This is a genomic window from Streptococcus sp. HMSC066E07 (genome assembly GCF_001814695.1).
Lineage (GTDB): Bacteria > Bacillota > Bacilli > Lactobacillales > Streptococcaceae > Streptococcus > Streptococcus hominis.
Genome location: NZ_KV817429.1, coordinates 1 through 22,705, shown reverse-complemented (window position 1 = coordinate 22,705; position 22,705 = coordinate 1). Strand labels below are relative to the sequence as shown.

General features: G+C 41.5%; 15 protein-coding genes. 13 read left to right on the top strand and 2 right to left on the bottom strand.

Translation table 11 applies throughout. The features are described 5' to 3' along the window. Positions 1-120 precede the first annotated feature (120 nt). The 8 genes from HMPREF2984_RS03000 (at position 121) to HMPREF2984_RS02965 (ending at position 7,936) form a co-directional block, all read left to right on the top strand. The gene (locus HMPREF2984_RS03000) at positions 121-1,155 is read left to right on the top strand and encodes a S66 family peptidase (RefSeq protein WP_049533557.1); all 1,035 of its coding nucleotides are present in this window, start codon (positions 121-123) and stop codon (positions 1,153-1,155) included. Between the two features lie 93 nt (positions 1,156-1,248). After that, positions 1,249-1,692 carry a dUTP diphosphatase gene (locus tag HMPREF2984_RS02995; protein ID WP_049533558.1) on the top strand — a complete coding sequence of 148 codons (444 nt, stop codon included), beginning with the start codon at positions 1,249-1,251 and terminating at the stop codon, positions 1,690-1,692. Next, positions 1,652-3,070 carry a DNA repair protein RadA gene (gene radA, locus HMPREF2984_RS02990; protein ID WP_142350438.1) on the top strand — a complete coding sequence of 473 codons (1,419 nt, stop codon included), beginning with the start codon at positions 1,652-1,654 and terminating at the stop codon, positions 3,068-3,070. Before HMPREF2984_RS02995 ends, radA begins: the two co-directional genes overlap by 41 nt. A gap of 207 nt (positions 3,071-3,277) precedes the next feature. Continuing rightward, positions 3,278-4,735 carry a glutamate--tRNA ligase gene (gene gltX, locus HMPREF2984_RS02985; protein ID WP_070670410.1) on the top strand — a complete coding sequence of 486 codons (1,458 nt, stop codon included), beginning with the start codon at positions 3,278-3,280 and terminating at the stop codon, positions 4,733-4,735. Between the two features lie 114 nt (positions 4,736-4,849). Further along, a complete protein-coding gene (gene dapD, locus HMPREF2984_RS02980; protein ID WP_070670407.1) occupies positions 4,850-5,548 on the top strand; it encodes a 2,3,4,5-tetrahydropyridine-2,6-dicarboxylate N-acetyltransferase in 699 nt (232 codons plus the stop codon). 12 nt (positions 5,549-5,560) lie between these two features. After that, positions 5,561-6,691, top strand: coding sequence for an N-acetyldiaminopimelate deacetylase (locus tag HMPREF2984_RS02975; protein ID WP_070670404.1), 1,131 nt, complete (start codon positions 5,561-5,563; stop codon positions 6,689-6,691). A gap of 44 nt (positions 6,692-6,735) precedes the next feature. After that, entirely contained in the window at positions 6,736-7,263 is a 528-nt protein-coding gene (locus tag HMPREF2984_RS02970; RefSeq protein ID WP_070670403.1) for a 5-formyltetrahydrofolate cyclo-ligase, read from the top strand. After that, complete coding sequence (locus tag HMPREF2984_RS02965; RefSeq protein ID WP_070670400.1) at positions 7,256-7,936, top strand: rhomboid family intramembrane serine protease; 681 nt, start codon at positions 7,256-7,258, stop codon at positions 7,934-7,936. Before HMPREF2984_RS02970 ends, HMPREF2984_RS02965 begins: the two co-directional genes overlap by 8 nt. Positions 7,937-7,993: 57 nt before the next feature. Here the strand turns inward: HMPREF2984_RS02965 and HMPREF2984_RS02960 are convergent, their stop codons facing one another. Then, a complete protein-coding gene (locus tag HMPREF2984_RS02960) occupies positions 7,994-8,830 on the bottom strand; it encodes a putative RNA methyltransferase (protein ID WP_070670397.1) in 837 nt (278 codons plus the stop codon). A gap of 243 nt (positions 8,831-9,073) precedes the next feature. Beyond that, positions 9,074-10,330: a tyrosine--tRNA ligase gene (gene tyrS / locus HMPREF2984_RS02950; protein WP_049533564.1), complete on the bottom strand. Its 1,257-nt coding sequence runs from the start codon at positions 10,328-10,330 to the stop codon at positions 9,074-9,076. Between the two features lie 182 nt (positions 10,331-10,512). Between tyrS and pbp1b the strand changes: the two genes are divergently transcribed. From pbp1b to HMPREF2984_RS02925, 5 genes are all read left to right on the top strand, one after another. Further along, the gene (pbp1b, locus tag HMPREF2984_RS02945; RefSeq protein WP_059221239.1) at positions 10,513-12,852 is read left to right on the top strand and encodes a penicillin-binding protein PBP1B; all 2,340 of its coding nucleotides are present in this window, start codon (positions 10,513-10,515) and stop codon (positions 12,850-12,852) included. 297 nt (positions 12,853-13,149) lie between these two features. Continuing rightward, positions 13,150-16,716, top strand: coding sequence for a DNA-directed RNA polymerase subunit beta (rpoB, locus tag HMPREF2984_RS02940; RefSeq protein WP_070670394.1), 3,567 nt, complete (start codon positions 13,150-13,152; stop codon positions 16,714-16,716). A gap of 38 nt (positions 16,717-16,754) precedes the next feature. Then, positions 16,755-20,393 carry a DNA-directed RNA polymerase subunit beta' gene (gene rpoC / locus HMPREF2984_RS02935; protein WP_049533567.1) on the top strand — a complete coding sequence of 1,213 codons (3,639 nt, stop codon included), beginning with the start codon at positions 16,755-16,757 and terminating at the stop codon, positions 20,391-20,393. Positions 20,394-20,524: 131 nt separating this feature from the next. Further along, a complete protein-coding gene (pgk, locus tag HMPREF2984_RS02930; protein ID WP_049533568.1) occupies positions 20,525-21,724 on the top strand; it encodes a phosphoglycerate kinase in 1,200 nt (399 codons plus the stop codon). A gap of 221 nt (positions 21,725-21,945) precedes the next feature. Next, on the top strand, positions 21,946-22,705 hold a 760-nt coding region (locus tag HMPREF2984_RS02925), incomplete at its 3' end, for a putative cross-wall-targeting lipoprotein signal domain-containing protein (protein WP_368853517.1).

Below are 22,705 nucleotides of genomic sequence, written 5' to 3'. Positions count from 1 at the left end.
GGAGATTTCTTCACTACTAATCTTAGTATGTTTTGTTTTGTGAATATTGACCATTTAGCATTTTAGTTGATTGTATTTTGTGATATAATGATTCAAATTATCAGCAAGGGAGGAGATTAGATGATAAAGAAAGTAGGAATTGTCAGTTTATCAAGCGGAATCATTGGAGAAAATTTCGTTAGGCATGAGGTTGATCTAGGATTAAAGCGTTTAAAAGACTTGGGACTTGAAGTGATGTTTTCAGAGCACGCACAAAGAGGAATGGATTATCTGAAAGACCATCCTGAATCGAGAGCGCAAGATTTGATTCAAGTTTTTGAAGATCCTTCAATTGATATGATTTTATGTGCTATTGGTGGAGATGATACGCATCGCTTGCTACCCTATTTGTTTGAAGATAACCAATTAAAAAAGGTTGTGAATCAGAAAGTATTTTTAGGCTTTTCAGACACTACCATGAATCACCTCATGCTCCATAAGTTGGGAGTGAAGACTTTTTATGGTCAGTCATTTCTTGCTGATGTTTGTGAGTTAGAGGAAGAAATGCTGCCTTATACGCTTTCATATTTTAAGGAACTGATTGGAACAGGGACTATCTCAGAAATCAGACCGAGCAATGTCTGGTATGATGAGAGGACGGATTTTAGTGAAAAAGTCTTAGGAACGAAACGGATCCGTCATGAAAATCAGGGATTTGAATTGCTGAAAGGAAAAGCAACATTTGAAGGGGAAATTTTAGGAGGCTGTTTGGAGTCGCTTTATCAGATATTTGATAATACAAGACATGAGGATACGATTGAACTGTGTGCTCACTATCAGCTATTTCCCAGTCTTTCAGAGTGGGAAGGAAAAATTCTTTTGTTGGAAACCAGTGAGGAAAAACCAGAACCAATTTTATATCGAAAAATGCTAGAAGCCTTAAAGGTGACAGGGATTTTTTCTGTTTTAAATGGGATTCTTGTTGGAAAACCAATGGATGAAACCTACTATGATGAGTACAAACAAATCCTGCTTGATGTCATTGATACAGATATTCCTATTTTATATAATTTAAATGTTGGACATGCTACCCCAAGAGCAATTGTTCCTTTTGGGGTGAAAGCTCAAGTGGATGCCAACGAGCAAGTCATTCGATTCTTGAATGAACTGAAATAACTTTAAAAGTGCAGGTTGAAGAATGACCTGCATTTTGCGTGTTGTTTACGAATTTAGTATAATAGGGGAAGCAAAAGTAGAAAAGAGAAAAATATGGGAATTCGTGGTTTTGAGCTTGTTTCAAGCTTTACAAATGAAAATTTACTGCCAAAGCGTGAGACGGCTCATGCGGCTGGCTATGATTTGAAGGTAGCAGAGCGCACAGTTATTGCGCCCAAAGAGATTAAGTTGGTGCCGACAGGTGTCAAGGCCTATATGCAGGCTGGTGAGGTGCTTTATCTTTATGATCGTTCATCTAATCCACGTAAAAAAGGATTAGTTTTGATTAATTCGGTAGGTGTCATTGACGGTGATTATTATGGCAATCCTGCTAATGAAGGTCACATTTTTGCGCAAATGCAGAACATTACAGATCAAGAAGTGGTCTTAGAAGAAGAAGATCGTATCGTTCAAGCTGTCTTTGCGCCGTTCTTGCTTGCTGATAATGATGAAGCAGATGGTGTGCGGACAGGTGGTTTTGGAAGCACTGGGCATTAAGAAAGAGGAATCTATCATAGCCAAGAAAAAAGCAACATTTGTTTGTCAAAATTGTGAATATCATTCCCCCAAGTATTTAGGGCGCTGTCCTAACTGTGGGGCTTGGTCGTCCTTTGTCGAAGAGGTCGAAGTTACGGAGGTTAAGAATGCGCGTGTTTCTCTGACAGGGGAAAAAAGTCGACCGATGAAGTTAGCGGAGGTAACTTCTATCAATGTCAACCGTACCAAGACAGATATGGATGAATTTAATCGCGTCTTGGGCGGCGGTGTGGTGCCAGGAAGTTTAGTTCTAATCGGAGGAGATCCCGGCATTGGGAAATCTACCCTTTTATTGCAGGTTTCGACCCAACTCTCTCACAAGGGAACAGTATTGTATGTCAGTGGGGAAGAGTCAGCCGAGCAGATTAAGCTGCGCGCGGAACGTTTAGGCGATATTGACAGTGAATTTTATCTCTATGCGGAGACCAATATGCAGAGTATTCGTGCTGAGATTGAAAAAATCAAACCAGATTTTTTGATTATAGATTCCATTCAGACGATTCTATCGCCAGAAATTTCCAGCGTGCAAGGGTCGGTTTCGCAAGTGCGAGAAGTGACAGCGGAGCTGATGCAGCTGGCAAAAACCAACAATATTGCCACCTTTATCGTCGGTCATATGACGAAAGAGGGCACTCTGGCTGGACCTAGAACTTTGGAACATATGGTGGATACAGTACTTTATTTTGAGGGTGAGCGTCAACATACTTTTCGTATTTTGCGGGCAGTCAAAAACCGCTTCGGCTCTACGAATGAAATCGGTATTTTTGAAATGCAGTCAGGTGGTCTGGTTGAAGTACTCAATCCTAGCCAGGTTTTCTTAGAGGAGCGTTTAGATGGGGCAACAGGCTCTTCTATCGTGGTGACTATGGAGGGGACGCGTCCAATCCTTGCGGAAGTACAGGCTTTGGTGACACCGACCATGTTTGGCAATGCCAAGCGGACAACGACAGGATTGGATTTCAATCGTGCTAGTCTGATTATGGCTGTTTTGGAAAAGCGAGCAGGGTTATTATTGCAAAATCAAGATGCCTACCTCAAGTCAGCAGGCGGTGTCAAATTAGATGAGCCAGCTATTGACTTAGCTGTTGCCGTTGCAATTGCTTCGAGTTATAAAGATTTGCCAACGAATCCACAAGAATGTTTTATTGGTGAAATCGGTCTGACGGGCGAAATCCGCCGTGTCAATCGCATTGAGCAGCGTATCAATGAAGCTGCTAAGCTGGGCTTCACCAAAGTTTACGCTCCTAAAAACTCTCTGAACGGATTGAACATTCCCGAAACTATTGAAGTTATTGGTGTAACAACGATTGGAGAAGTATTGGAGAAGGTGTTTGGGTAAGTTAGTGTAACTGAGCATTGAATTGATAGGTGAGCCAGACAACGGACTCTACATTGCTAAGAAAATTCTGTAAATGATTGGAAGAATAATAAAGTTTCATCGTTTCTGTTATTTCTTTTCGACAACTATGTGGTATAATAGTAACGTTTGAAATAAAAACAGGTTTTTCCTGTTGAAAATATAAGATAAAAATTAGGAGACATAAAATTGGCGAATCAAATTCGTGTGCGTTATGCACCAAGTCCAACGGGACTGTTACACATCGGGAATGCGCGGACTGCGCTCTTTAATTATCTTTACGCTCGTCACTACGGCGGAACTTTTATCATTCGGATTGAAGATACTGACCGTAAACGTCATGTGGAAGACGGGGAGCGTTCGCAGTTGGAAAATCTGCGTTGGTTAGGAATTGATTGGGATGAGAGTCCAGAAACGCATGAAAAATATCGCCAATCTGAACGCTTGGACATTTACCAAGGTTATATCAATGAGTTACTTGAAAAAGGCTTGGCTTACAAGTCATACGTGACGGAGGAAGAGTTGGCAACAGAGCGTGAACGTCAGGAAGCTGCTGGAGAAACACCTCGTTACATCAATGAATATCTGGGAATGTCTGAAGATGAAAAAGCAGCTTATATCGCAGAACGTGAAGCTAAAGGAATCGTTCCAACAGTCCGTCTTGCAGTTAATGAATCTGGTATTTACAAGTGGAACGATCTTGTCAAAGGTGAGATTGAATTTGAAGGTGGTAACATCGGTGGTGACTGGGTTATCCAGAAAAAAGACGGTTATCCAACTTATAATTTTGCGGTTGTGGTGGATGACCATCTGATGAAAATTTCCCATGTCATTCGTGGAGATGACCACATTGCCAATACCCCTAAGCAGCTCATGGTATATGAAGCACTTGGTTGGGAAGCGCCACAATTTGGTCACATGACCTTGATTATCAACTCTGAAACGGGTAAGAAATTGTCCAAACGTGATACAAACACCCTTCAATTTATCGAAGAATATCGTCAGAAAGGCTATCTGCCAGAAGCTGTTTTCAATTTCATCGCTCTTCTTGGTTGGAATCCTGGTGGGGAAAACGAAATTTTTTCACGTCAAGAATTGATTGAACTCTTTGATGAAAATCGTCTTAGCAAGTCACCAGCCGCCTTTGATCAGAAGAAATTGGACTGGATGAATAATGAATACATCAAAAATGCCGATTTTGAAACCATTTTTGATATGGCGAAACCTTACTTGGAAGCGGCTGGTCGTTTGACTAACAAAGCTGAAAAATTGGTTGAACTTTACAAGCCACAAATGAAGTCTGTAGATGAAATCGTACCGCTCACAGACCTTTTCTTTGAAGATTTTCCAGAGCTAACGGCAGAAGAAAAAGAGTTTATGGCAGGCGAAACAGTACCAACTGTTTTGAAAGCATTCAAAGAAAAATTGGAAGCTATGAGTGATGAAGACTTCAAGTCAGAAAATATCTTCCCACAAATCAAGGCAGTGCAAAAAGAAACGGGTATCAAAGGCAAAAACCTCTTTATGCCAATTCGTATCGCTGTTTCAGGCGAAATGCACGGTCCAGAATTACCAGACACCATTTACCTGCTTGGACGTGAAAAATCTATTGAGCACATCGAGAATATGTTGAAGAACATCCAATAAATTTAACGAAAACATCACATGTGTTAAACTTGTGGTGTTTTTGCTTTTATATGATGAAATGCTTGGTTTTATGTTATAATAACTCTTAATACTAAATCGAAATGAGGAATGTCTATGTCAGCCACTAAAATGACCGCTCAGGAAATTATTCAGTTTATAGCGGATGCTAAGAAAAAGACAAATGTAAAAGTGACCTTTGAAGGAGAACTAGTGGACGAAGTACCGGATTCTGTTGTCAAATTGGGCAGTGTTCTATTTGGTGACTGGGAAGAAATTAAACCTCTTTTGGTCAATTTAGAAGAGAATAAAACCTATGTGGTGGAGCAGGATGCTCGGAATTCTGCCGTGCCGCTGTTAGACAAGCGCGAGGTCAATGCTCGGATTGAGCCAGGAGCTATTATCCGCGACCAGGTGGAAATCGGTGATAATGCTGTGATTATGATGGGAGCTGTTATCAATATCGGAGCTGAAATTGGTGCTGGAACGATGATTGATATGGGAGCCGTTTTGGGTGGTCGAGCTATTGTTGGGAAAAACAGTCACGTGGGTGCTGGGGCTGTTCTTGCCGGTGTTATTGAGCCGGCTAGTGCTGAGCCAGTTCGCGTGGGGGATAATGTCTTGATTGGAGCCAATGCTGTCGTTATTGAAGGAGTGCAGATTGGCAATGGTTCTGTCGTCGCTGCAGGGGCTATTGTGACGAAAGATGTGCCAGAAAATGTTGTTGTAGCCGGTGTGCCTGCGCGTGTGATTAAGAAAATTGATGAACAAACCCAGCAGAAAACAGCATTGGAAGACGCTCTTCGGACACTTTAAAGAGGGAAATGTATGATTGATTATCAAAAAATTCGCCGAGACTTGCATCAAATTCCGGAGATTGGACTGGAAGAGTATAAGACTCATGCCTATCTGATGCGAGTGATTGATGAGTTGACTGCTGGCTTGGATTTCGTTGAGATTCGGACTTGGCGTACGGGAATTTTAGTCTTTATCAAAGGGAGTACACCTACTAAGACGATTGGCTGGCGGACAGATATTGACGGTTTGCCGATTGTTGAGGAGACAGGGCTTGCCTTTGCTAGTCAGCATGAGGGGCGTATGCATGCCTGTGGGCATGATATGCACATGACAATCGCTCTGGGTTTGTTGGAGAAATTAACTACTGAGCAGCCTAAGAATAATCTACTTTTTCTTTTCCAGCCAGCTGAGGAAAATGAAGCTGGGGGTATGCTGATGTATGAAGATGGAGCCTTTGGCGATTGGTTGCCAGATGAATTTTATGGGCTTCATGTGCGACCTGACCTCAAGGTAGGAGGTATTGCTACGAATACTAGTACACTTTTTGCAGGGACTTGTGAAGTTAAATTAACTTTTAAGGGCAAGGGTGGTCATGCTGCATTTCCACATAATGCTAATGATGCTTTGGTAGCAGCTAGCTATTTTATCACTCAGGTTCAGACCGTTGTGAGTCGCAATGTAGATCCGATTGAAGGAGCTGTCGTTACCTTTGGTGAATTCCATGCTGGAACAACGAATAATGTGATTGCTGAAACTGCCTTTCTGCACGGAACCATTCGAACATTGACGCAGGAGATGAATTTGCTCACTCAAAAACGCCTGCGGGAAATCGCTGAAGGAGTAGCCCGGTCTTTTGGTGTAGAGCTTGATTTGGAGCTGAAACAAGGTGGTTATCTTCCTGTGGAAAATCATCCTGAATTAGCTACTCAATGTATGAACTTTTTCCAAAAAGAGAGTGACGTGCACATGATTGATATTTCACCCGCAATGACCGGCGAGGACTTTGGCTATCTGCTCAGTAAAGTCAAGGGTGTGATGTTCTGGCTGGGAATTGACAGTCCTTACGCACTTCATCATCCTAAAATGGCGCCAGATGAAGCAGCGCTGCCTTTTGCTATTGAAAAATTTGGGAAGTTTTTAAGTGCAAAAGTTAATGAATAACGGGCTGGGAATGTTGATAATATTTCTGATCGAGGAGAAGATAAATGAAGGCAGATTTGCGCAAAACTATAGTCAGGAAAATGAAAGAGCAGCAATTGATAATAAAACAGCAGAGAGATGCTTTGCTCACTCAGTACTTGCTGGAATCTTCTGCTTATCAACAAGCTAGAACAGTTGCGGTTTATTTATCTTTGCCACACGAGTTTGATACAAGGCTTTTCATCAGGCAGGCTCAAGCAGATGGCAAGCGGGTTTTGATCCCTAAGACTTATCCCCAAGGGCGCATGACTTTTGTGGATTATAATCCAAATGACTTGGAATTGACTGCTTTTGGTATCTGGGAACCAAGAAGTGAACGAGCGGTGGAAAAATCTCATATTGATTTAATTCATGTTCCGGGTATTGCTTTTAACAAAAAAGGCTATCGTATTGGCTATGGAGGCGGCTATTATGACCGCTATTTGGCTGATTTTAAAGGGATGACAGTCAGTACAATTTATCCTTACCAGTTAGTTGATTTTCAACCAGATGATTGTGATATTCCCGTTCAGGAGGTATTGATTTGTGAATAAAATTTATGATAAACGTTATCCAGTGACGAGCTTATTATTGCTTATCACGACAGGAGTTTTCCTAGCAATGTTTCTGTTGCGTGGTTTTGCTTATGCTAGCACCCAAACGATTTACGAATTTGGAGCGATGAATGGTCGAACGATTCAATATTTCCCAAGCCAGATTTGGCGCTTAGTATCGGCGATTTTTGTTCATATCGGCTTGGAGCATTTTGTGATGAATATGATTACGCTGTATTTTATCGGGCGGCAAGCCGAGGACATTTTTGGCTCGTGGAATTTTCTGTTTCTTTACTTGATGTCTGGCATTTTAGGAAATGTATTTGTCTTCTTTTTCACTCCAAATGTTGTGGCGGCAGGTGCCTCTACATCTTTGTTTGGGATTTTTGGCGCTATTATTACTTTGCGCTATGCAGTTCGCAATCCCTATATTCAGCAACTCGGTCAGTCATACCTAGTTCTTCTAGTTATGAACTTGGTGTTGAGCTTGACACCGGGAATTAGTTTGGCAGGTCACTTAGGTGGTGCAGTCGGGGGCGCTTTGTGTGCGGTTATTTTTCCAGTTCGAGGGGAAAGAAGAGCTTATCAAGTGGGGCAACGGTTATTGGCGTTGATTGCTTATATTGTTTTAGCTTTGGGAATGATTTGGTTAGCTTTTAATCGAAGCATATAAAAAGAGGTTAAATAGACTGCTGTATCTCGCAGCAATCTGTTTTCACCTCTTTTTGTTTTATATTTGTTGACCAACTAAAATCTTTGCAGCAATCGTGATGTCAGTTAATGGTGACCAATCTATTTTATCAATGTCAATATTAAAAAGAAGCGGTGTCATGTGAAGAAGTGCCGCTTTCTCGTTTTCTCTCAAGCTGAAAGTGGCTGCAACGTCATAAGAATTCGTAATGGTAAAGGCTTCTTCAAAATGCTCAATGATTTTGTGATTGGAATAATTTGTGTTTGTTAATTGCTCGGCAACGATACTACGAATTTCTTGCAAGTGTTGGCTGCTAGGAATAATCTTAATGAGCAAGCCGTTTTTCTGCAAGACGCGCTGAAATTCTTGGTAATTGGCGGGAGAGAAGATGTCTAAAATCACATCCATGCTAGTATCTTGAATAGGGATGTGCGCCAGATCCCCAACAAACCAATTTACCGCCAGAATGTGGTCACTTTTGGCTGCTAGTTGAATAGACTCTTTTGATAAATCGAATGCATAGATATGTTTAGCTGGCAATTGTGCTTGCAAATTTCGAGCATAATAACCCTCTCCGCAGCCAATGTCCAGCAGATTGTCGTGTTGTGGTAAAGATGATAAAATTTCTAGTAATTTCTTCAAAATTGGCTGGTAAAATCCTGCTTCGAGAATCAATTGTCGATTTTGAAAGTTGGATTTATCGTAGTCTTTTGATTGCTTCACCTGTGGATCCAAGTTGACATAGCCAAACTTTGCCAAGTCGAAGGAATGCTTATTTTTGCATTTGAGACTATTTTCTGATAAAAACAAGGCTTGCTGACAAAAAGGGCAAGAAAAAAGCTTAGCCGTTTCAAAGCGTTTAAGTTTGGGTTTCATGCGTTTTCTCTTTCATCAATTTCTGTGTCTAGTGTAACATGTGAGAAATGCTTTGACAAGTAGATAAAGAAAGGGAATTTTAAAATGAACCACACTTTTAAAGCGGTTGGAGCTAAAACAAGCATTATGACAATATGCTTTTTGCTAGTGAGAATGAAAAGAAGCTGGAGCGAAAAGTCTCCAGCTTCAAAGTATATAGTGTAATAAACCAACGATGTAGTAGTTGATTGCTCTTTTTCCTATTTAGTAAGTCAAAACAAAATATTTTTTCTTACCACGACGGATAACGGTGAGTTCGTTTTCCAATTTGTCAGCGTCCGTTAATGTATAGTCAAGGTCTTGAATGCGATCGCCATTGACATAAATAGCACCGTTTTGGACATCTTCACGCGCTTGGCGTTTAGAATTGACAACGCCAGCCGTTACCAAAAGTTCTACGATGTTGAGATTGTCATTTGCCTTCACTTGATAATTTGGCACGCCGCGAAGTCCTTGTTTCAATTCTTTGACAGAAAGATTTTTAATGTTTCCAGCAAAAAGCTGCTCGGTAATATTGAGTGCTTCTTTGTAGGCTTTTTCGCCATGCACAAATGTAACGACTTCTCGCGCTAAGATTTTTTGCGCCAAACGTTCATGTGGAGCTGCTTCAAATTGTTTCCCGATTTCTTCGATTTCATCAAGCGGAAGAAGGGTGAAAATTTTGAGGAAACGAACGGCATCAGCGTCCATGACATTCATCCAGAATTGGTACATTTCGTAAGGACTGGTCTTATCAGCATTGAGCCATACAGCGTTGCCTTCTGACTTACCAAATTTCTTACCGGTTGCGTCTGTGATAAGGGGTACTGTAATAACGTGAGCTGTTTTGTCTGCCTTCCGACGAAGCAATTCAGTACCAGCAGTCATATTGCCCCATTGGTCAGAACCGCCGATTTGCAAAGTGACACCGTATTGCCGATTTAGCTCAAAAAAGTCATAGCCTTGCATGATTTGGTAAGCGAACTCAGTATAAGAAATCCCTGTTTCAATTCGTTTTTTTACGGACTCTTTACTCATCATGTAGTTGACAGTGAAATATTTTCCAACATCGCGTAGAAAATCAATAAAGCTAATATCGGAGAACCAGTCGTAGTTGTTGACCATTTCAGCCTTGTTGTCGCCATTTTCAAAATCAAGAAAACGAGATACTTGCGCTTGAATGCTTCGTACCCAGCCCTCAACGGTGTCTTTTGTTTGTAAACTCCGCTCTGTATCTTTAAATGATGGGTCGCCAATTAAGCCAGTTGCACCGCCGACGAGAGCGTAGGGTTTGTGACCTGCCAACTGTAAATGTTTCATGACAAGGATTGGTACAAGATGACCGAGGTGCAGGCTGTCAGCTGTTGGATCGTAGCCAGAATAAAAACTAACATTTCCTTCCGCTAAGGCTTTGCGCAACGCGTCTTCGTCAGTTGTCTGAAAAACTAAACCACGTTCTTTTAGCTCATCAAAAATGTGCATATCTGTCTCTCCTTTATAAAATTTCTAGTTATTGTAACATTGTATCACAAACAGCCATTAGAATGTAGTGAAATTGCAAAAATAATTTAAAAAAACAATGATTCCAGCCAAGGATTGCCTTTCCTGTTGTCAGAAGTTTCATAAATTTGCTATAATAGGCAGAGAAAGTTCAAGGAGAAAGAATGAGTAAACAAGTTTTTGAAAAGATCAAACGATTGTTTGAGAATTTTTTTCAAACAGATCGTCCTAGCAAAAATGAAAAAGAAAGCTGGACACTTTGGAGTGTTGGCGAGACTGTCCTTCGTACTCTGAAATTATTATCAAATGTCTTTTTTGTATTTGTTTTTTTAGGTTGCTTGTTTGGTGGAGGCATTGCATTAGGATATGGTGCACGAATCTTTGACAAGGTTGAAACTCCTAAAAAAGAAGAGCTCATCAAAAAAATTCAAGATATTTCAACCATTTCTGAATTAAAATATGCTGATGGCAGCTCCATTTCAGCCATTGATAGTGATTTGTTGCGAGTGCCAATTAAGAGTAAAGATATTTCTGACAATGTGAAAAAAGCAGTCATTGCGACAGAAGATGAGAATTTTCGGAAGCACAATGGGGTTGTCACAAAAGCTGTTTTGCGGGCGACGCTAGGCTCTGTTGCAGGGATTGGTTCCTCAAGTGGAGGTTCTACCTTAACTCAACAGTTAATCAAGCAACAAGTTGTTGGCGATGCTCCAACCTTTAGTCGTAAAGCATCAGAAATCATTGATGCGCTGGCTTTAGAACGCTACATGAGCAAAGACGATATTTTAACGACTTATTTGAATGTGGCACCGTTTGGGAGAAATAACAAAGGGCAAAATATTGCTGGTGTGGAAGAAGCTGCACAAGGAATTTTTGGAGTTCCTGCCAGCAAATTGACAATTCCTCAAGCAGCTTTTATTGCCGGTTTACCACAAAGTCCGATTGTTTACTCTCCTTATGCAGCTGACGGTAGCCTGAAAAGTGCTAAAGATATGACTTTTGGTCTCAATCGTGCGAAAAATGTTATTTACAATATGTACCGAACAGGTGCGATTAGTAAAAACGAGTACCAATTGTATAAAGATTATGATTTAAAACGAGACTTTTTACCAAGTGATACGACTTCGGCAAGAACACATGACTATCTATATTACGTTGCTATGAAAGAAGCTCAAAAAGCAATGTATGATTACTTAATCAAACGTGACAATGTTTCACAGCAAGAGTTGAAAAATGATGCAACAGTGAAAGCTTACAGAGAACTAGCTGCGAAAGAGTTGAGTGAAGGCGGCTACACTGTCACCACAACTATTAATAAGAATGTGCATAATGCAATGCAAAATGCAGTAGCTAATTTTGGTAGTGTCTTAGATGATGGAACGGGTGCAGTCGAAGCTGGAAATGTTCTCATGGATAATCGTACAGGAGCTATTTTGGGGTTTGTGGGAGGACGTGATTATGCTTCTAACCAGAACAACCATGCATTTGATACAGAGCGCTCACCAGGCTCAACCATTAAACCGATTTTAGCCTATGGTATTGCCATAGACCAAGGGCTTATGGGAAGTGCCAGCATGCTGTCTAACTACCCTGCAAATTTCTCTAGCGGTGAACCAATTATGCACGTAGATAGCCGTGGTACAGCCATGATGGATTTGCAGGAAGCTTTGAATACTTCTTGGAACATTCCAGCTTATTGGACCTATAAATTGCTTCGTGACAAAGGAGTTAATGTCCAAGGGTACATGGAGAAAATGGGCTATCAAATTGAAAATTATGATATTGAAAGTCTGCCAATGGGAGGAGGTATTGAAGTATCCGTCGCCCAACACACCAATGGTTTCCAAACTTTAGCCAATAATGGGGCATACCAAGAGCGCTATATGATTGAAAAGATTACGACAAAAAACGGGAAAGTTGTCTATGAACATAAAGCAAAACCTGTTCAGGTTTACTCTAAGGCAACGGCGACGATTATGCAAAGTCTTATGCGTGGGGTATTGAGTTCGGGTGCTACGACGACCTTCAAATCTCGTTTAACGCAGATTAATAGCGGTTTAGCTAGTGCTGATTGGATTGGGAAAACGGGTACGACTAACAGTAATGGTGACATGTGGCTCATGGTATCCACTCCTAAATTAACGTTAGGTGGTTGGATCGGTCATGACAATAATGTTTCAATGGCACCTTTGACGGGTTACAACAACAATGCTCAGTATATGGCTCAACTAGTAAATGCAATTTATCAAGCCGACCCAAGTCTCTGGGGAGTTGGTGACAAGTTCAATCTAGATTCCAGTGTCATTAAGTCCAATGTTCTTAAAGCAACGGGTGAACGAGCTGGCACAGTAACAGTCAATGGTCGCAGCATGAATCTGACCGGACAGACAGTTACTAGCTATTGGGCGAAAAACGGTGCTCCGATGACCACCTATAAATTTGGAATCGGCGGAACAGACAGTGATTATCAAAAAGCTTGGGCAGCACTTTTAGGCGGACGCTAAATAAAGGTAAATAAAAACATTTTCATAAGTAAAAAACTTGAAAAGCAGAGTTAAATAAGGTATAATATTGCTAATAATTTGTCGTCTGCTTTATTTGAAATATTGTCCATATAAAGCTTACAGCAGTTAAATCATACTTTCAGAGTCAGATTTAGCTGCTCTTTTTGTGCCTATTTTTGGGATTTTTATTGTTTGTCATTAAAACTTAAAGATTCTGAAAATTACTCAAAAAGGACAAATGAAAATTGCTACTCTATCATGTAATAGAGAATGTAGAAAGAAGAAGGAGTAAAAAACTTGGCAGGACATGAAGTTCAATACGGGAAACACCGTACTCGTCGTAGTTTTTCAAGAATCAAGGAAGTTCTTGATTTACCAAATTTGATTGAAATCCAAACGGATTCGTTCAAAGATTTTCTTGACCATGGTTTGAAAGAAGTATTTGAAGATGTACTTCCTATCTCAAACTTTACAGATACAATGGAGCTAGAGTTTGTTGGTTATGAAATCAAAGAATCCAAATATACCTTAGAGGAAGCACGTATCCATGATGCCAGCTATTCAGCACCTATTTTTGTGACGTTCCGTTTGATTAACAAAGAAACTGGTGAAATCAAGACCCAAGAAGTGTTCTTTGGCGATTTCCCAATCATGACCGAAATGGGGACCTTCATTATCAATGGTGGTGAGCGGATTATCGTATCACAGCTCGTTCGTTCTCCGGGTGTTTACTTCAACGATAAAGTAGACAAAAATGGTAAAGTTGGTTATGGTTCAACTGTCATTCCTAACCGTGGAGCTTGGTTAGAGCTGGAAACAGACTCAAAAGATATTGCTTATACTCGGATTGACCGTACTCGTAAGATTCCATTTACAACGCTTGTTCGTGCACTTGGTTTCTCTGGTGATGATGAAATCTTTGATATTTTCGGTGATAGCGATCTCGTTCGCAACACGATTGAAAAGGATATTCATAAAAATCCAATGGATTCACGTACGGATGAAGCACTTAAAGAAATCTATGAACGTCTTCGTCCAGGTGAGCCTAAAACAGCTGATAGCTCACGTAGTCTATTGGTCGCTCGTTTCTTTGATCCACATCGTTACGACTTGGCGGCAGTTGGTCGTTATAAAATCAATAAAAAATTAAACATTAAAACACGTTTGTTAAATCAAACAATTGCAGAGCCTTTGGTAGATCCAGAAACAGGTGAAATCTTGGTTGAAGCTGGAACTGTTATGACACGTAGTGTCATTGATAGCATTGCAGAATACTTGGACGGTGATTTGAATAAAATTACTTATATTCCAAATGATGCAGCTGTATTGACGGATCCAGTCGTTCTTCAAAAATTCAAAGTGGTGGCGCCAACTGATCCAGATCGCGTGGTGACTATTATTGGTAATGCTAACCCAGGTGATCGAGTTCATACGATTACGCCAGCAGATATTTTGGCTGAGATGAATTACTTCTTGAACCTCGCTGAAGGGCTGGGTCGTGTGGATGATATTGACCACTTGGGAAATCGTCGGATTCGTGCCGTTGGTGAATTACTTGCTAACCAAGTACGTCTTGGCTTGTCTCGTATGGAGCGCAATGTGCGTGAACGCATGAGCGTGCAAGATAACGAGGTACTGACTCCGCAACAAATCATTAACATACGCCCAGTTACAGCAGCTATCAAAGAATTCTTTGGTTCCTCTCAATTGTCTCAATTTATGGATCAACACAATCCACTGTCTGAGTTGTCTCACAAGCGTCGTTTATCTGCCTTAGGACCTGGTGGTTTAACACGTGACCGTGCAGGATACGAAGTGCGTGACGTGCACTATACCCACTATGGTCGTATGTGTCCGATTGAAACACCTGAAGGACCAAATATTGGTTTGATCAATAACTTGTCTTCTTATGGGCATTTGAATAAATATGGCTTTATCCAAACGCCTTACCGTAAAGTGGATCGTGAAACAGGTCTGGTCACTAATGAAATCGTTTGGTTGACAGCGGATGAAGAAGATGAATACATCGTTGCTCAAGCAAATTCTAAGTTAACAGAAGATGGTCGTTTTGCAGAAGCGATTGTCATGGGACGTCACCAAGGGAACAACCAAGAATTTCCTTCAGATCAAGTAGACTTCATGGATGTATCGCCTAAGCAGGTAGTTGCGGTTGCGACGGCTTGTATTCCTTTCCTTGAAAACGACGACTCAAACCGTGCTCTCATGGGTGCCAACATGCAACGTCAGGCGGTACCGTTGATTGATCCGCATGCACCATACGTTGGTACGGGAATGGAATACCAAGCAGCTCACGACTCTGGTGCGGCGATTATTGCCCAACACGACGGTAAAGTTGTATATTCTGATGCAGCCAAAGTTGAAGTTCGTCGTGAAGATGGCTCACTTGATGTCTATCATATTACGAAATTCCGCCGTTCAAACTCTGGTACTTCTTACAACCAACGTACGCTGGTAAAAGTTGGCGATACAGTTGAAAAAGGTGACTTTATCGCAGACGGACCTTCTATGGAAAAAGGTGAAATGGCGCTTGGACAAAATCCAATCGTTGCTTATATGACATGGGAAGGTTACAACTTTGAAGATGCCGTTATCATGAGTGAACGTTTAGTGAAAGACGATGTTTACACGTCTGTTCACTTGGAAGAATTTGAATCAGAAACACGTGATACAAAGCTTGGACCTGAAGAAATTACGCGCGAAATTCCAAATGTTGGGGAAGATGCTTTGAGAGACCTTGACGAAATGGGAATTATCCGCATTGGTGCTGAGGTAAAAGAAGGCGACATTCTTGTCGGTAAAGTAACACCGAAAGGTGAAAAAGACTTATCTGCTGAAGAACGCCTGCTTCATGCAATTTTCGGTGATAAATCTCGTGAAGTACGTGACACATCTCTTCGTGTACCACATGGTGGTGCTGGGGTTGTCCGTGATGTGAAAATCTTTACTCGTGCGAACGGTGATGAATTGCAATCTGGTGTCAACATGTTGGTGCGTGTTTACATTGCTCAAAAACGAAAGATCCGCGTTGGGGATAAGATGGCCGGACGCCACGGAAATAAAGGGGTTGTTTCCCGTATCGTTCCAGTTGAGGATATGCCGTATCTTCCAGACGGAACACCAGTAGACATCATGTTGAACCCACTTGGGGTGCCATCACGTATGAATATCGGACAGGTTATGGAGCTTCACCTCGGTATGGCTGCTCGCAACCTTGGCATTCACATTGCAACACCAGTATTTGACGGGGCTAGCTCAGATGATCTTTGGGAAACCGTTCGTGAAGCTGGCATGGATAGCGATGCTAAGACAATCCTTTATGATGGACGTACGGGTGAGCCATTTGATAATCGTGTATCCGTTGGTGTCATGTATATGATTAAACTCCACCACATGGTTGATGATAAGCTCCATGCCCGTTCCGTTGGTCCTTATTCAACCGTTACGCAACAACCTCTTGGTGGTAAAGCGCAGTTTGGTGGACAACGTTTTGGAGAAATGGAAGTTTGGGCTCTTGAAGCCTACGGTGCTTCTAACGTCCTTCAAGAAATCTTGACTTACAAGTCAGATGACATCAATGGTCGTTTGAGAGCTTATGAAGCCATTACCAAAGGTAAGCCAATTCCAAAACCAGGTGTTCCAGAATCCTTCCGTGTCCTTGTAAAAGAATTGCAATCACTTGGTCTTGACATGCGTGTCCTTGATGAAGACGACAATGAAGTCGAACTTCGTGACTTGGATGAAGGCATGGATGATGATGTGATTCATGTAGACGATCTTGAAAAAGCACGTGAAAAAGCAGCACAAGAAGCAAAAGCCGCTTTTGATGCTGAAGGGAAAGAATAAGAACTGATTCAATAGATAATAAAGAAAGGTAAGAAATAGTGGTTGATGTAAATCGTTTTCAAAGTATGCAAATCACCCTAGCTTCTCCTAGTAAAGTCCGCTCTTGGTCTTATGGAGAAGTGAAGAAACCTGAAACAATTAACTACCGCACACTAAAACCAGAACGCGAAGGGCTTTTTGATGAAGTCATCTTTGGTCCTACAAAAGACTGGGAATGTGCGTGTGGAAAATATAAACGGATTCGTTATAAAGGAATCATTTGTGACCGTTGTGGTGTTGAAGTAACTCGTACTAAAGTTCGTCGTGAACGTATGGGACATATTGAGTTGAAAGCACCTGTCTCTCATATTTGGTATTTTAAAGGAATCCCAAGCCGAATGGGCTTGACCTTGGATATGAGTCCTCGTGCTCTTGAAGAAGTCATCTATTTTGCAGCTTATGTGGTGATTGATCCAAAAGATACGCCACTTGAGCATAAATCCATTATGACAGAGCGGGAATATCGTGAACGCTTACGAGAATATGGTCAAGGTTCCTTTGTTGCAAAAATGGGTGCTGAAGCAATTCAAGATCTCTTGAAACAAGTAGATTTGGAAAAAGAAATTGCAGAGCTCAAAGATGAATTAAAAACGGCAACTGGACAAAAACGTGTCAAGGCTATTCGTCGTTTGGATGTTTTAGATGCCTTCCAAAAATCTGGTAACAAGCCAGAATGGATGGTCTTAAACATCTTGCCAGTTATTCCGCCAGACTTACGTCCAATGCTTCAGTTGGACGGTGGACGTTTTGCCTCTTCTGACCTGAACGACCTTTACCGTCGTGTTATCAATCGGAATAATCGTTTAGCACGTCTTTTGGAACTAAATGCTCCTGGAATCATCGTGCAAAATGAAAAGCGGATGTTGCAAGAAGCGGTTGATGCTCTGATTGACAATGGTCGTCGTGGTCGTCCTATTACTGGACCAGGAAGCCGCCCGCTCAAATCATTGAGTCACATGCTCAAAGGGAAACAAGGACGTTTCCGTCAAAACTTGCTGGGTAAACGGGTTGACTTCTCAGGACGTTCGGTTATTGCAGTTGGTCCGACACTCAAGATGTACCAATGTGGTGTGCCACGTGAAATGGCTATTGAACTCTTCAAACCATTTGTCATGCGTGAAATTGTCGCGCGTGATATTGTGCAAAATGTCAAAGCTGCTAAGCGCTTGGTAGAACGGAATGATGAACGCATCTGGGATATTTTAGAAGATGTGATTAAAGAACACCCAGTGCTCCTTAACCGCGCACCGACGCTTCACAGATTAGGAATTCAAGCGTTTGAGCCAGTTTTGATTGACGGAAAAGCTCTTCGTTTGCACCCACTTGTGTGTGAAGCTTATAATGCCGACTTTGATGGAGACCAAATGGCGATCCACGTGCCCTTGTCAGAAGAAGCCCAAGCAGAAGCACGGATTCTCATGCTGGCAGCTGAGCACATCCTCAATCCAAAAGACGGGAAGCCAGTAGTAACCCCTTCACAGGATATGGTCTTGGGGAACTACTATCTGACTATGGAAGAAGCTGGTCGTGAAGGAGAAGGAATGGTCTTTAAAGACCGTGATGAAGCTGTAATGGCTCTCCGTAATGGCTATGTTCACTTACATACGCGTGTTGGGATTGCGACGGATAGTTTAAACAAACCATGGACAGAAAATCAAAAACACAAGATCCTCTTGACAACAGTGGGTAAGATTCTTTTCAATGATATCATGCCAGATGAATTACCATATTTGCAAGAGCCAAATGCCTCAAACATGGCAGAAGGTGTGCCAGCTAAGTATTTCTTAGAACCTGGTCAAGATGTCAAAGCAGCTATCAGTAAGCTGGAATTAAATGTGCCATTCAAGAAGAAAAATCTTGGAAATATCATCGCTGAAATCTTCAAACGCTTCCGTACAACTGAAACATCTGCTTTCCTTGACCGTCTGAAAGATCTCGGCTATCACCATTCAACGTTAGCAGGCTTGACAGTAGGGATTGCTGATATTCCGGTCGTTGAAGATAAGGCAGAAATTATCGAAGAGTCTCATAAACGTGTGGAACAAATTACCAAACAATTCCGTCGTGGTATGATTACAGACGATGAACGCTACAATGCAGTTACTGCTGAATGGCGTGCAGCTCGTGAAAAATTGGAAAAACGTTTGGTTGCCAACCAAGATCCTAAGAATCCAATCGTTATGATGATGGATTCTGGAGCCCGTGGTAACATTTCTAACTTCTCACAACTTGCTGGTATGCGTGGTTTGATGGCCGCTCCTAATGGCCGCATCATGGAATTGCCTATTCTATCTAACTTCCGTGAAGGTTTGTCTGTTTTGGAAATGTTCTTCTCTACTCACGGTGCTCGTAAAGGGATGACTGATACAGCCCTTAAAACAGCTGACTCAGGTTATCTGACTCGCCGTTTGGTTGATGTGGCGCAAGATGTGATTATCCGTGAAGACGACTGTGGAACCGATCGTGGTCTTGTTATCCGCTCAATTACTGATGGTAAGGAAATGATTGAGCCATTAGAAGAACGCTTGATTGGTCGTTATACGAAGAAATCAGTTAAACATCCTGAAACAGGCGAAATCATCGTTGGTCCCGATGTATTGATTACAGAAGATATGGCGCATGAGATTGTTAGCGCTGGTGTCGAAGAAGTCACTATTCGTTCTGTCTTTACATGTAATACACGTCATGGGGTTTGTCGTCGTTGTTACGGTATCAACTTGGCAACGGGCGATGCGGTTGAAGTCGGTGAAGCAGTCGGAACGATTGCCGCCCAATCTATCGGTGAACCTGGTACACAGCTTACAATGCGTACTTTCCACACGGGTGGTGTTGCGTCTAATACCGATATCACACAAGGTCTTCCTCGTGTCCAAGAAATCTTTGAAGCCCGCAATCCGAAAGGGGAAGCAGTTATTACTGAAGTCAAAGGTGAAGTGACCGCGATTGAAGAAGATGCTTCTACTCGGACTAAGAAAGTCTTTGTTAAAGGGGCAACTGGTGAAGGGGAATATGTAGTACCATTTACAGCTCGTATGAAAGTAGCAGTAGGGGATAAAATCTCTCGTGGCGCTGCTCTGACAGAAGGTTCTATCCAGCCTAAGCACTTGCTGGCTGTTCGTGATGTCTTGTCTGTTGAAACTTACTTGCTTGCTGAAGTACAAAAAGTTTACCGCAGCCAAGGGGTAGAAATCGGTGACAAGCACATCGAGGTAATGGTTCGTCAAATGATTCGCAAAGTGCGTGTCATGGATCCAGGAGATACAGACCTTCTCATGGGTACACTCATGGATATCACAGACTTTACCGATGCTAATCGTGATGTGGTCATCTCTGGAGGAGTTCCTGCGACTGCTCGCCCAGTCCTCATGGGAATTACTAAAGCATCTCTTGAAACAAATAGTTTCTTGTCAGCGGCTTCCTTCCAAGAAACCACTCGTGTCCTCACAGACGCGGCTATCCGTGGTAAGAAAGACCACTTGCTTGGTCTCAAAGAAAATGTTATCATTGGTAAAATCATCCCAGCTGGTACAGGTATGGCTCGTTACCGTAACCTTGAACCACAAGCTGTCAATGAAGTCGAAATTATCGAAGATACAACTGTAACAGAACCTGTGGAAGAAACAACTCCAGTAGAATAATAAAGAGTCGAGCCTTCTCGGCTCTTTTTATGTTCAAAATTATTTTGTGAAAACTTTCCTTATATCAAGAAAACTTTTAGAAAATATGATATAATAGTTTCGTATAAAATAGAAAAAGGAGTTTTTGTAACATGGCAAAACTTACTGTTAAAGACGTTGAATTGAAAGGCAAAAAAGTCCTTGTTCGCGTTGATTTCAATGTGCCGCTTAAAGACGGAGCTATCACAAATGACAACCGTATCTCAGCTGCTCTTCCAACAATCAAGTATATCCTTGAACATGGTGGACGTGCTATTCTTTTTTCTCACCTTGGACGTGTGAAAGAAGAAGCTGATAAAGAAGGAAAATCTCTTGCACCAGTTGCGGCTGATTTAGCTAAAAAATTAGGTCAAGATGTTGCTTTCCTTCCAGGAGTAACTCGTGGAGCAGAGCTTGAAGCAGCGATCAATGCCCTTAAAGACGGTGAAGTTCTTCTTGTTGAAAACACTCGTTTTGAAGATGTTGACGGCAAGAAAGAATCTAAAAACGATCCAGAACTTGGTAAATATTGGGCAAGCCTTGGAGACGGTATCTTTGTAAATGATGCATTTGGTACAGCTCATCGTGCTCACGCTTCAAATGTTGGTATTTCTGCTAATGTGGACAAAGCAGTTGCAGGTTTCCTTCTTGAAAACGAAATTGCTTATATCAAAGAAGCTGTTGAAAATCCAGTTCGTCCATTTGTAGCAATCCTAGGTGGTTCTAAAGTATCAGACAAGATTGGTGTTATCGAAAATCTTCTTGAAAAAGCTGATAAAGTCCTTATCGGTGGTGGTATGACTTATACTTTCTACAAAGCACAAGGTATCGAAATCGGTAACTCACTTGTAGAAGAAGATAAGTTGGAGGTTGCGAAAGCTCTGCTTGAAAAAGCAAACGGTAAATTGATTTTGCCAGTTGACTCGAAAGAAGCCAATGCTTTTGCGGACTACACTGAAGTAAAAGATACTGAAGGTGAAGCAGTAGACCCTGGTTTCCTTGGACTTGATATCGGTCCTAAATCAATCGCTAAATTTGACCAAGAATTGACTGGTGCGAAAACAGTTGTTTGGAATGGTCCAATGGGTGTCTTTGAAAATCCTGACTTCCAAGCTGGTACAATCGGTGTCATGGACGCTATCGTGAAACAACCAGGCGTGAAATCTATCATCGGTGGTGGTGACTCAGCTGCTGCAGCTATCAATCTTGGTCGAGCAGACAAGTTTTCATGGATCTCTACAGGTGGCGGCGCTAGCATGGAGCTTCTCGAAGGTAAAGAGTTACCAGGACTTGCAGCACTTACCGAAAAATAATTTTAACAGAAGGCGGTTTTTCCGCCTTTTTTATATTTTGTAAATAAACTAGCTAGTTTCTGTATTTTAATTTGCTGTATTCACGGTTTTGAAATAAAATAAGTAAAGGATTGAAAGAGTGTGCTACACACTTGTAAATGTTTTGAAAAGTTGCTAAAATATAATAAGTGTCAAATTTAAAGTAATTTGAACAATCTAATAATTTGAAATAAGGAAGAAAAATGCAAAAAAGAGAAGTATTTGGTTTTCGTAAAAGTAAAATTAGCAAAACGCTTTGTGGCGCTGTTCTAGGGACCGTAGCAGCGGTTTCTATGGCAGGACAACATGTTTTTGCTGATGAAACGACAACAACGACAAGTAAAGTAGATACCACAGCTGTGGTTGGAACCCAAACAGGCAATCCAGCCACTAATTTGCCAGATGCTCAAGGAAATGCGAGCAATGAAGCAGAACAGAGTCAAAAACAAGCTGGAGAGTCAAATGGCTCCATGCCAGTAGAAGTGCCTAAAACTGATGTTAATCAAGCAATAAATAATGCTCAAGCTGCTGGTGTTAATGTTGTCCAAGATGAAACTGTTGATAAAGGGACGGTAAAAACAGCTCAAGAGGCGGATCAAAAAGAAACTGAAATTAAAGAAGACTATGCCAAACAAGCTGAAGACATCAAGAAAACGACAGATCAATATAAGTCGGATGTAGCCGCTCATGAAGCAGAAGTTTCTAAGATCAACGCTGAAAATCAAGCAACTAAAGAACAATATGAGAAGGATATGGCTGCTCACAAAGCAGAGGTTGAACGGATTAATGCCGCCAACGCAGCAGCAAAAGCTGAATACGCAGCTAAATTAGCCCAATATCAAGCTGATTTAGCGGCTATCCGAAAAGCTAATGCCGATAACGAAGCAGATTATCAAACCCAATTAGCCGCCTATCAAGCAGAATTAGAACGTGTTCAAAAAGCCAATGCCGAAGCTAAGGCTG